General features: G+C 48.4%; 6 protein-coding genes and 2 pseudogenes. 1 reads left to right on the plus strand and 7 read right to left on the minus strand.

Annotated elements, in window-relative coordinates:
- Positions 1-54: 54 nt before the first annotated feature.
- Entirely contained in the window at positions 55-1560 is a 1506-nt protein-coding gene (gene arfA / locus C0Q44_RS16820) for an arabinosylfuranosidase ArfA (RefSeq protein ID WP_105408389.1), read from the minus strand.
- 177 nt (positions 1561-1737) lie between these two features.
- Here arfA and C0Q44_RS16825 point away from each other — a divergent pair, with 177 nt between their 5' ends.
- Entirely contained in the window at positions 1738-2646 is a 909-nt protein-coding gene (locus C0Q44_RS16825) for an ArsR/SmtB family transcription factor (RefSeq protein ID WP_105408390.1), read from the plus strand.
- A gap of 121 nt (positions 2647-2767) precedes the next feature.
- Here the strand turns inward: C0Q44_RS16825 and C0Q44_RS16830 are convergent, their stop codons facing one another.
- The 6 genes and pseudogenes from C0Q44_RS16830 to C0Q44_RS16845 all read right to left on the minus strand — a co-directional run bounded on the left by C0Q44_RS16830 (position 2768) and on the right by C0Q44_RS16845 (position 11589).
- Positions 2768-3559 (minus strand): C40 family peptidase, encoded by a 792-nt coding sequence (locus C0Q44_RS16830; protein WP_105408391.1) that lies wholly within the window; start codon positions 3557-3559, stop codon positions 2768-2770.
- 337 nt (positions 3560-3896) lie between these two features.
- The gene (locus tag C0Q44_RS31065) at positions 3897-4172 is read right to left on the minus strand and encodes a right-handed parallel beta-helix repeat-containing protein (RefSeq protein ID WP_258166373.1); all 276 of its coding nucleotides are present in this window, start codon (positions 4170-4172) and stop codon (positions 3897-3899) included.
- Positions 4173-4190: 18 nt separating this feature from the next.
- Positions 4191-4400: pseudogene (locus tag C0Q44_RS31070) on the minus strand (NosD domain-containing protein); the annotation flags it as partial.
- A gap of 107 nt (positions 4401-4507) precedes the next feature.
- Positions 4508-5113, minus strand: a pseudogene (locus tag C0Q44_RS31075) (glycosyl hydrolase family 28-related protein); the annotation flags it as partial.
- A 149-nt stretch (positions 5114-5262) separates the two neighbouring features.
- Positions 5263-8538 (minus strand): glycoside hydrolase family 48 protein, encoded by a 3276-nt coding sequence (locus tag C0Q44_RS16840; RefSeq protein ID WP_105408392.1) that lies wholly within the window; start codon positions 8536-8538, stop codon positions 5263-5265.
- Positions 8539-8667: 129 nt separating this feature from the next.
- A complete protein-coding gene (locus C0Q44_RS16845) occupies positions 8668-11589 on the minus strand; it encodes a glycoside hydrolase family 9 protein (protein WP_105408530.1) in 2922 nt (973 codons plus the stop codon).
- Positions 11590-11903: the final 314 nt, after the last annotated feature.

Consider the following 11903-nt stretch of genomic DNA (forward strand, 5'->3'; position numbering starts at 1 on the left):
GCATTACTCACCAGACAAGATAACGTGTTCCGCCCCGCACCATACAACTATTCATTACTGCACTTTCAATCGGATTACGTTCCATGAAGCTTTCGCCAAGCTCGCCGTAATCAAGGTATCAGATACTACAGCGCCCCCACGGTTATGTGGAGCAACGCGATTCGGTTGCGCCGCTGTATTAGCTGCTTTGAGATCATCACTTTCCAGCACGATATGCTCGATCACGGTACACTTCCCGAAGCTGCGCAGGTCCACTTCGAGCGGAAGGGATTCATCCAGATGGCGGTTGACTGCGAATACAGTCACTTCACCCTGCTCTTCGTTGTGCACTGCAATAGCTTCCAGATAAGGTACATCTGTGATTTGTTTGGTATCGTATTTCGGAGACTGGATCAATGGCACCAATGCTGTTCCGCGCCCGAAGAGGGACGTATGCATGAATGGATAGAAGATCGTCTGTCTCCATGAACCACCGCCCGTATCTGTCATAATCGGCGCAATTACGTTAACGAGTTGTGCCAGACATGCCATTTTCACCCGATCCGCATGTTTCAGCATACTGATGAGCATACAGCCAACAAGCAATGCATCCTCGTGATTATAGATATCCTCAAGCTGTGGTGGAGCAATCTGCCATGGGTCCATCTTCGAATCATTTTCGTTGGAGTGATACCACACATTCCACTCATCAAAGGACAGATACATCGTCTTCTTGCTGCGCTTCTTCGCTTTGATATAATCACAAGTCGCCTTCACGGTATCGATAAAACGATCCATTTCAAGCGAGCGTGCCAGGAAAGTTGGCGTATCTTGCTCCTGGTTGCCGTAGTACTGATGCAGAGACAGATACTCGACATGATCATACGTATGATCCAGCACGGTCGCTTCCCATTCCGGGAATGAAGGCATATTCAGGTTGGAACTCCCGCAAGCGACCAGCTCAATCGTCGGGTCCGTCCACTTCATGACTTTTGCCGCTTCAACTGCTGCACGTCCGTATTCATCTGCCGTTTTATGTCCGATCTGCCAAGGTCCATCCATTTCGTTACCCAGACACCATGTTTTGATCGCATGAGGTTCTTTGTAACCATGCTTGATTCGAAGATCACTATAATATGAACCTTCCGGGTGGTTGCTGTACTCTACAATGTTGCGGGCTGCATCCGCCCCCCGTGTTCCCAGATTGACCGCCATCATCACTTCGGAGTTCGCCTGTTTCGCCCAGTCCACGAATTCGTTGAAACCAAATTCATTGGTCTCAATGGTTCTCCATGCCAGTTCCAGTCTGCGTTTGCGTTCCGCCACCGGTCCGACGGAATCTTCCCAATTGTAACCGGATACAAAATTTCCACCGGGATAACGTACAATCGGTACGTGCAGCTCCTTCACCATCTCCAGCACATCCGTACGGAAACCCTGCTCGTTCGCTGATGGATGCCCCGGCTCATATATTCCTCCATATACGGCACGTCCCAGATGCTCAATGAAAGATCCGTACAAGCGCTTATCGACTACACCAATAGTAAAATCTTTGTCTACCGTCATTTTTGCTTTTTCCATGAAGAATTCAACTCCCTAAGATTAATATAAAAATTAATTGATATTCTATGGATCAACGTTCATATTTATATTAAAATCGATTGTAGCCTGAATTTCAAGATGAATTTCGCAAAATGTTATTCTTTTCACTGAATTTATGTTTAAATTAATCCTATAACCAAAAATGGAGGAACACTTGTGATCCGAGCAAATACCGATGCCGAATGGCTACCCCTATATGAAGCACTTGCCAGTGAAGTCCGTCTGCAGATTATCCGTCTTGTTGCAGAGACACCCATGAATGTGAAAGACCTCGCCGCATCACTGGGTCTAAGTAGTGCCATTGTGACCATGCATGTCCGTAAACTTCAGGATGTGGGTATTATTCAGTCCAAAATGATACGCAAAGATGGCGGCACACATAAAATGAACAGCCTTGCTGTAGACTGGATTGGCATCTCCATGCCTCAGGAAACCGGAACAGCCCGCAAGCTCCATGAAGTTTCTGTTCCTGTCGGACACTACACTCATTTTGACGTCTATCCTACATGCGGTCTGGCTACATCCAATCAGGTGATTGGACAGTACGATGACCCTCGCTATTTTCTCGATCCCGAGCGGATGCATGCCCATATTTTATGGTTGGGTCGTGGATTCGTGGAGTACAAAATTCCAAACTATATCCTGTCTGGGCAACAGATCAATGCCATTGAACTATCCCTGGAGATGGGGTCAGAAGCACCTTCAGTTAATCCGAATTGGCCCTCGGATATTACTTTTATGCTGAATGGCATTCGATTGGGAGAATGGACCAGCCCCGGTGATTCCGGCAACGGACGAGGAATGTTCACCCCGGAATGGTGGAGCGACAGTGTCAATCAATACGGCATGCTCAAAGTGCTGCGAATTACGCATGAAGGAACGTTTATTGATGGACAGCACTTGTCCGAAATTACACTCGCCGATATTCCAGTAGAGCGCAACCAATGGACCCTGCGTCTCTCGGTAGAGGAAGATGCACAACATGTGGGCGGTCTTACGTTGTATGGTCAGGGATTCGGCAACTATGACCAGGATATCCTGTTCCGATTGTACTATCACGATTAAATACGCCGTAAAACACGTAAAAAACACCTTCCATTCGCTGTCAAAGGCAGAATGAAAGGTGTTCCCTTATCTTGGTTTACGTTAAGTTTGCTTATCTTATATAGTATAACTCAGCAAGCTTCTATAGTGCACTGCCACCAAACAGGAAGCGGTACTCCCAATGTTTGCCGGAGATATCACTAATCGTTACACCACCACCAGCATTGGAATACGTATGCAATACCTTACCGTCACCCAGGTAAATGCCGGTGTGAGTAATGGTCGCGCTAGATTTGTTAACGCTGGAGTACGAGGATGCAGAGCTGCCTTGATAAGACATGAAATACATCAGATCGCCGCGTTTCAGGTTCTTCCAGTTGGTCTGAGCCGCACCCTTTTCTTTCACATAGGCGCCCTGTTTGCGGGAATCAGCTGGAAGTTTGATCCCAAGTGCATCGATGAAAGCCTGACGTATAAAGCTGGAACAGTCAAAGGTAGCTGTGCTGCTACGGCTCGCTCCGAATTCATAAGGTGTACCCCAATATTTCATCCCCGCAGCAATCACTTTTTCCACAGCCGCATTGCCAACGGATGTACTGCTATCCGAACCCGATCCGCTCGTGCCGCCACTAACAGCTTGTGTGTATTTGGATGAAGAAGATATGTAGCCTGTCCGGTTAGCAGAATCCTTAATCTTATACCAATCCGAACCGGATTGCTGAAGTACTGTTACCGTTTCCCCTTTGGCTACCATACGAACAACCTTCGCAGAAGAAGCAGGTGAAGTACGGAGGTTTACGCCCCAGATTACTTTTACTTGTGAATTGTCAACAGCAGCTGCTGATACCTGTGCCGTGAGTGTTCCTGTCGTCAAGCTTCCCATCAGCATCGTTGCTGTGACACTTGCCGTAATAATGGTTTTCTTCCAGTTCATGATGTCGAGTTCCCCCTGATGTTACAGAATTTTAACCTGGCATGGTTCTCCCTGGCTTGCCCCATTGTAAACGGGCTGTCCATAACGTTCATCAGTCGAAAGTCCTGTATTGATGCAGACGAATTTGAGCACTAAGTATCAGGGTCTGTCCATCATCAGCTGGAAAAAACCACTGCCAATTCCATCTTTTTTAAAGATTAAATTATTGTAACTATTTGATACACTTCACTTTTTCATACCAAGAGGGCTAGACCATTTTCCATCTATGGACATGTGTCATAAGAACTAGATTTTAATGTTTAGAGTCGCCAATATGGTAAACATTACTATGTTTCATTCACCGATTACGATTTCCTGTATTGACATTATTGCTGCCACCCTCAATACTGATCGATTTGCCAGCAGTGTCCGTTACATTATTTCGAATTACGTTGTTGCTTGACGAAGTGGTACGTATGCCCATACCGGAGAAACCAGCGTATGTCGTCATCTCGTTACTAATAAGTTTATTGTTGTTGGCATTAGCCAGCCGAATGGTGGCATCCGGTTTCAGTGTTGCATTTCGAAGGAAAATGGTATTGCCGGTAAACGTATTGTTGTTCGATTCAACCAAAATGGCCTGTAAGGATGCATTAATAATCGTATTATCGTATACTTGGTTGCCAGTCGCACCCGTCAGTACAAAAATTCCACGCGGATAATTCTCAATGACATTGTTATTAATCGTGTTGTTGGCACCTTCATTGGGAATGCGAATACCTGCGTATCCATCCGTTTGATGAGTCTTATTGGTAATCTGATTCCCGGATACCGTTGTGAAGGTTGCACGTGACAGATTGATGCCACTGCCCCGCCTGAATTGGTAATTTGGTTATTCAGAATTTTGACATTCGTGAATTCACCTGCCGGATAACTCTCGTGTCCTGTAGCAATGGCATGTCCATTATTCCGATCAAAACGGCTATTGATGATCTCCGAATCCTTCGTTCTCCGAAGAAGAGTCCCGATTGTCGTATCCCTAATTTCCATGCGATCCAGTGTGAGATGCGAGACAGCTACATCAATAATGATGCCGCCTACCTGACTTTCGCCACGGGCCTCACGATTCGTGCGATCTGCATCAATGGTGATATCCGACAACTTGATATTGAGTCTTGCCGCATTGTTGCGCAGAATGGGATTGCCAATCACATATTGGCTTGCCGATCCCGTTTTCTTGAATATCGTTTGGCCTATCCCGTCACCTGACAGACTTACTCCGGTGTATAGACGAATCGATTCGTCAACCAGATATGTACCTTTTGGAAAATGTACGGTTCCCTCCACGCCCCGGTCATAGAAATATTTCAATGCATTCTGAATTTCCTTGGTCTGCGAGGATTTCGAGTTGGCCTTCACGCCCAAGTCTGTAGCTTTAATGACATTGCCTGCTGCTTCCGCGACGCGGATACCCCCTGTGAAATCCTGAAGAACAAACGTAATAACAACGGCAAGTAACAAGCTGATTCTGATCTTTTTCCCGAAAACATTAAACATACTCAACCTTCCTCTCATTTAAAATAGTTGAATTACTTACATAATTACCCTTTATATTCTTCGGTCAAGATCGTTCAAAATTAAAGGGTTAGCATAAAAAAGATAAAGCCAGGGATTTCTCCCCGGCTTCACCTCCATAATCACTCTTTAGCTTGAAATCTGCTGGTTTATGGTTCCATGCCCCATACTTTCGCTCCATCCTGATAAGCGGTCACTTTAGTCCATGCACTAAAGGACGTTTTGGTGGAATCGAAGGAATAATCATTCGTTTGATCAAAATTCGTCCAGTTGTTCTTCGCAAAACGTCCCTGGATTACTCCGGTCTCGGCACCTGCTGCCAAGCTGCCCGCACCCGATTTGAATCCAATCTCCAGATACGTATCTGCTGTGCCTTTGGCCGGATCTACCGAAACAAAATGCCCTTCCACGTTACCGCTGCCAATCTGTGCATAATCACACCAGAAGCTCAGATCAGCGGCACTGTCCTTCGTAAAGTAATACCGGACCTTCACTTTGCTCAAGTCCACAGCAGTTGTACCCGTATTCTTCACATTGAACTGTGGAGTAATCGCATTGCCCGAAGTTCCTGAACTACCATTACGGTATTGTACTTCAAGCGTTCCTGTTGTGACTGGAGGTGCCAATGGTGTGAGCACCAATACATTCGAATTCGTCTGACCACTCGTATTGATGGCAACAACTCTGTAATTGTAAGCTGTACCATTCACCGCCGTAGCATCGATATACGTCAGTGCGGTCAAACCTGTTGCTAGATCAGCATATGCTCCGCTGCCTACCGAACGTTGTACCTTATAACTCGCTGCTCCAGTCGATGCTGTCCATGTCAGTACCGCCTGGGCATTGCCAGCCGTTCCAGTAAGGTTGAATACACCCGGCACAACGATACCAGCCTGTGGTGTTGCAGATGCCTGTGTCGACGGTGCAGACTCACCTACAGCATTAACCGCAGTAATTACATAATAATACGTTGTGCCGTTCGTCAAGCCTGTGTCTGTGAAGGTCGATCCGGTGACCCCTGTCGCTACAGATATATACGGACCACCGTTCACTGCTGCACGTTTTACGGTATATGACGTTGCACCAGCGGCTGCGTTCCAGTTCAGAACGACTTGCTCATTCCCACCCGCTGCGGTTACACCAGCAGGAGCAGCCGGTACTTCAACTCCCGGACTACCGGAATCTCCGAGCAGACGATCATACTCGCCGTAAGCTGTTGCCATATCCACCTGTGACCAGAAACGGTGATACGTAAAGGTAGGGGCACCCTTTTCCCACTGCTTCGTGGTCGGATTGTATGACGTTTTGTACAGGTTATCCAGATAAGCCCATGACGGGTCTTGTTTGATGGCTGGACGCAGGTCAGAGTATCCAATGTAGACGCCATTACCGCCTTTCGCAGGATCAGATGGTACACCTGCTGTACCCGGAATCGTGTTGCCTTGACCGAAAGTTCCTGACCAGTTTGCCGGGATGTAGATTTCTTTGGAGAAGAAACGGAAATAGTCTTTACGGGCCTCTTCTGTAACAATCCCCACACCATCATTGTAATCCCAAGCCGTATCCAGCAGATTCTCCGCCAGATCCTTCGCTTCCTGACCTTTTGCGCTCAGCGTGCCATTCTCTGCTTGGGTTCCTGCGGCAAAGAAAGTTAATGCCTTGACGTAACTTCCCAATACCCCTGTATCTTGCACGGGATCTTTGGTCACTGCACGGAAGTTCGGATTTTCGGTAAAGGTACTGAATCCATTCCATTTATCTGGCTGGCCTTGCCATTCCTGACCTCCTGGAATCCAGAACTCTCCTGGCGCCGGTGTTGTCGCCACCTGAGCATTGGTTCCACCCAAGATACGCTGTCCAGCCGCGTTCAGATAGTACCCTTGGGCATCCGTAACAGGACGCTCACCTACAAATACATAATCCTTGGACCAGTCGATCCACTTCGTAATGACCTTCTTGGCCATCTTGAAGTTCTCTGAGGTCAGATCACCACTCTCAGCCAAAATATAGTACATCTCAGCTACACGTTCCAGCGGCCATGCCTGAAATCCAAACCATGTGTTGGAATCCGGATCACGATATACAGGTGCTTCCTGATAAGCCATGTCGTAGAATGTGCTGACTCCTGCCGGATAAGTCTGATATGAACCGCCAATGCTGTTTGTCGCGCCCCCGCCAATTGCGCCTTCATGGGATTGCAGCCAGGTGTAGAATTCCAACTGACGTTTCAGTGTCGCATTCCAGTCTGCTTTGGCTGTAGCCGATTCTGGAATCAAGCCGCCAGCCGGGTTAGACAGGGCATAGGCTGCCACAGGATTCTGATAAGCCTGATGGGTATGACTCGCTCCAATGCGCCATGCCCAATCCCCGCCTTGACCCAAACCACCGCCCCATGACGTGTACCATGCCATAAGGTACATGTTGGAATCCTTGCCTGTACCTGCAGTTGGTGTACCGTTCTTCGCACTCCCGATCTTCTGGAAGTACTTGTCGTACATGCCATAGCGCAGATAATCCCCCATCTTCTTCGCTTTATCCAGATATTCCGTATTGGTGTATCCCATCTCCTTCGCCCAGTACAACACCTGTACTGCACGTGCATCCGCATCGGTTGCATTGGTATAACGCCACTGCGCTGACGGTGCCTGATTTTCCTTCGTAAACAGGCTCATGAACCCTTCATTCGCTTTACCAAATGTTTTGTTATCCTGAGAAGGATGCGGAATCGCTTCCCATACAGACTCCTGCTCACCTCGTTGGAACGTATTCACATAAGTCGTTGTATGCGATGGATTAAGCAGATTTCCATAGCCATACCAGTCATCCACATCAATCAGCCAGTGCATCAGATAAGTCTGATTGTTACCGTAGGTCGCTTTGAGTTCAGCATCCAGCGGATCTTTTCCCGCTGCATATTGACCGTTAAGCGCTGATGGATATTGATCCGGGAAAGGTTTTTCCGCTGCATACGTGGCAGGGCTATTCGGATTGTAAAAGCTCATGGTAGGCTGCTCTTCCTTGCCATCGCCTTCATTAACAGGGATAATGTATTTTTCCATGCTGTCCCATGCCGCTTCCAGTTGTGACCAATCCCCCGTATAGTGACCGTACATCGTCTCCAGCCATAACCAGTAACTGTACGCTTCTGACGTAGACATATGTCCATAATCCGGAGCCTCGCTGAGCAGTGTTTCAATGGAATGATACGGTATACCTTCTGGAGAAAAATATCCGTTCGCTGGATCTTTCAACTGATCATATAACTGCAAAAACCGGACTTCATTAATGCTGTCTGACTGAATCTCGATAGCCTGTTCCGAGGCATGTGCCGTTTGTGGCCCTTCCCAGAGTCCGGTGTATCCGGTCAACATCACGGTTCCCGCCAGCATGGCCGTTAAACTTTTCTTCGCAGCTGATTTCAACATTAATATATACCTCCCTGGAATAGTGGAAATTCGATATAAGTGTGTTTAAAAAGAGCGGACTTTTGGAACACCCTCTATACACGCTGTTGGTCTGCCCATGCTGCTCCTCGGTTGCTGATCTTCAGCCAGTTACGGCTCCAAGCCCCACACTTGGGTGCTTCCCTGATATGCGGTTACCTTGTTCCATGCGGATAAGGCCGTTTTGGTAGCGTCATGGGAATAGTCATTGCTTTGATCGAAATTGCTCCAATTGTTTTTGGAAAAGCGTGCCTGGATCACTCCGGTCTCTGCTCCTGCAGCCAGACTGCCCGCTCCAGACTTGAAGCCAATCTCCAGATACGTGTCTGCCGTACCCTTCACCGGATTCACCGCGACAAATTTCCCTTCAACATTGGCTGTGCCCATCTGGGCATAATCACACCAGAAGGTCATATCCTCCGTGCCATCCTTGGTAAAGTAATAGCGGATCTTCACTGTGCTGAGATCGATCGCCTGTGTACCGGTATTCTTCAAGTTGAACTGCGGGGTTACCGCATTGCTAGAATTACCGGCCCCTCCGCTACGATACTGTACTTCAAGTGTACCTGTCGTCACCGGAGGAGCAGATGGCGTCAGCATAAGCACATTGGACAACGTCTGTCCGTTCGCATTCACTGCTGCAATCCGGTAATGGTACGTTGTGTCATTCACAGCTGTCATATCGGCGTAAGTCAGCACAGACAATCCAGTTGCCACATCCGCATATGCTCCACCTGCAACTGAACGTTGCACTTTATAACTTGCCGCTCCCGAAGCTGCTGTCCAAGTCAGAACATTCTGATTGTTTCCAGCTGTACCACTTAAACTCAGTGTTCCCGGCACAGTTGATGCTGCTTGCGGCGTAGCGGACACTTGCACTGAACCCGGCGATTCGCCAGCTGCATTAACAGCAGTCACCACATAATAGTAAGTCTTCCCGTTGGTCAGCCCCGTGTTCGTGTAGGTTGATCCATTAACGCCCGTTGCAACGGACGTATAAGGTCCTCCACTCACCTCGGAACGCTTCACCGTATATGATTCAGCTCCAGATGAGGTTCCCCAGGTCAGGACAATTTGATTGCTTCCCGCCACAGCCTGCACAGCAGCCGGTGCGCCAGGTACCGTGGATGGTGTTACTCCAGGCTCTTGCCCATACACCTTCACTCCGGCATCATAGACCGGAAGATAGACGCTCTTCAGAGGATTACCTGTGGTCAGCGTCTGGAACGAATGATCATTACTTGCATTCCAAGCACCTTGAGGTCCCGTAATCCGGAACATCACTTCCTTACGATAATTTCCTTCCCCACCCGGATAGATCTTGGTGTTGCTGAAGTTCGCCGTAATGGCATAGATATGCTTGGCGGCATCTACCACAACGGGCTGGGATACGGTTGCTCCTTCCGTATAGGACGTCGTAACCTGAACGTCGGACACGGTGCGTCCGGCAGCGTAAACTTCGCTCAGATCAAGGAAATACTTGATGGAAAGTTGATTGCCCATTTTGGCAGGCCAGGCGGAACGGTTGTTGAGTAGTGCCCGTATTTCCGTATAATTGGAACCGGATGATTTGATGGCAGCCTCTACAAAGAACTCATCGCCCTTAACCTCTGGTGCAGGAAAGTTCGCAAGCGGTTGATGATTCTGACCATACAGCAGATTCATCTTGGCTAGTGCACCAGTGAAGCCCGCATTATAATCGGTGGCCACTTCATTGCTCACATAATCCCCGATATCATCGGTATATCCATCTGAGGCATCTGGTCCTCCAACCATGGCACCATATAAAATATGGCGGTGATTCGCCGGGATGTCTTCGTTATTCGCCCATGAACCATGAGCGGTCCGGTGATGCGGATGCTGGGGTGAATTCTGCCCGTATCCGACCACATAACTGCGCTGACGCGGGTTATCGCCCAGAATGTAGTCCATCTGTGAGACAGCGAAATCCTGATATCTTGATTTCTTCACAGGGTCACTGACCCAATCGGAATACACAAACGAGATAAAGGCTGCATTCGCTGCATAGCGGAGTGATCCCCACTGATCCAGCCAGGCAAGACCTCCCGGCGTGTACTTCACTCGCAGTCCGTTAGTTCCGACAGTCCAGTAATCCAGATTACGCTCCGACGATTGAATATATCTCGTCGCCTCTGGCATGTTCAGACTGGACGTAATTCGGGCGAGCAGAATCTGGGCGCCATAATGCTTGCTATCCCAGCCCTGTGTCCAAGTATAGGGCCAGTTGGCCGAGCCGCCGCTGGAAGACCACCGGTCGGTAGCTGCAATGGCTTTGGACAAGTAAGCGCTATCATCAGTTGCTAAATAGAGCCATGCCCCGCCCCATGCCAGTTCGTCTTCGTATCCTGTCCATGAGTTATAAAATGCTGTCGCGTCCGTGATACAATCGGTGTACTTCCCCCGGTATGTATCTGCAAAATGATACAGCTCTTTCGCATGTTGAAGCAGCTTCACCGAATATGCCGGATCATCATCTGCAAATACAATGGAGGATGCCGCCAGCGCTGCGGCTGTTTCGGCCGCCAGATCACTGCCCGGACAAGAAGCATCAATCTTGAATGCAGGACGGTTCATCTGCATCACTTCTGCTGGTCCCCACCATGCATGGTCTGTATTCCCTGCTCCGACTTGTCCCCATAATTCATTAGGTTTGGTATGCGCTTTCATAAAATAGTCTGTGGCCCATCGGATATTATCCTTTATCTCTTCCAGCTGACCGGCCTGTTCATACCCATCGCCGTATTCCACAACAGACCACGCAAGCATTGTCGCAGAAGCAGCCATTGGAAAGCCGAATTTCACGTGATCTCCGGCATCATACCATCCCCCGGTCAGATCAACGCCAACATCAGCCCCATCCCGCATGCCTGAATCACCGCGCCATTTAACCCGATTGTTAGCCGGTAATGGCCCCGATCGCTGCGCTTCATAGAAATAGATCGCCTTTTGCAGTGCTTCGGCATAGTTCTGGTTGACGGCGGCCGCACCCGCCTTACGTAGTCCAGTATTCATGGAAAAACTCCCTGCCAGTAGTCCTGCCGATAACGCTATAATTGCGACTCGTCTCCACCAGCTTCCCTTCATGATCAACAATTCATCTCCTCTTCGTAAGTGTTCCGTATGCATTTCTCTGGACTGCGAACTTGAACCCGCTCCTCTCCATGGTGTAACTCCGTGTAACTTACACCATTAATTACCATTATAGTCTTTTGTTTAACTTGAAATATAAGCGTTGGTGACTTCTGGAATAACATTGTTGTGACTTCCGCAACATAAAGCGACAACAAAAAGCTGCTTCTCTAACGCATACGCGCGGTAGAGAAACA

This window comes from Paenibacillus sp. PCH8, assembly GCF_002968835.1.
GTDB lineage: Bacteria > Bacillota > Bacilli > Paenibacillales > Paenibacillaceae > Paenibacillus.

Bases quoted from the DNA above. Each gene is read 5' to 3' on its own strand.
- arfA (WP_105408389.1), bottom strand. From the start codon at position 1,560: ATGGAAAAAGCAAAAATGACGGTAGACAAAGATTTTACTATTGGTGTA.
- C0Q44_RS16830 (WP_105408391.1), bottom strand. From the start codon at position 3,559: ATGAACTGGAAGAAAACCATTATTACGGCAAGTGTCACAGCAACGATG.
- C0Q44_RS16840 (WP_105408392.1), bottom strand. From the start codon at position 8,538: ATGTTGAAATCAGCTGCGAAGAAAAGTTTAACGGCCATGCTGGCGGGA.
- C0Q44_RS16845 (WP_105408530.1), bottom strand. From the start codon at position 11,589: ATGAATACTGGACTACGTAAGGCGGGTGCGGCCGCCGTCAACCAGAAC.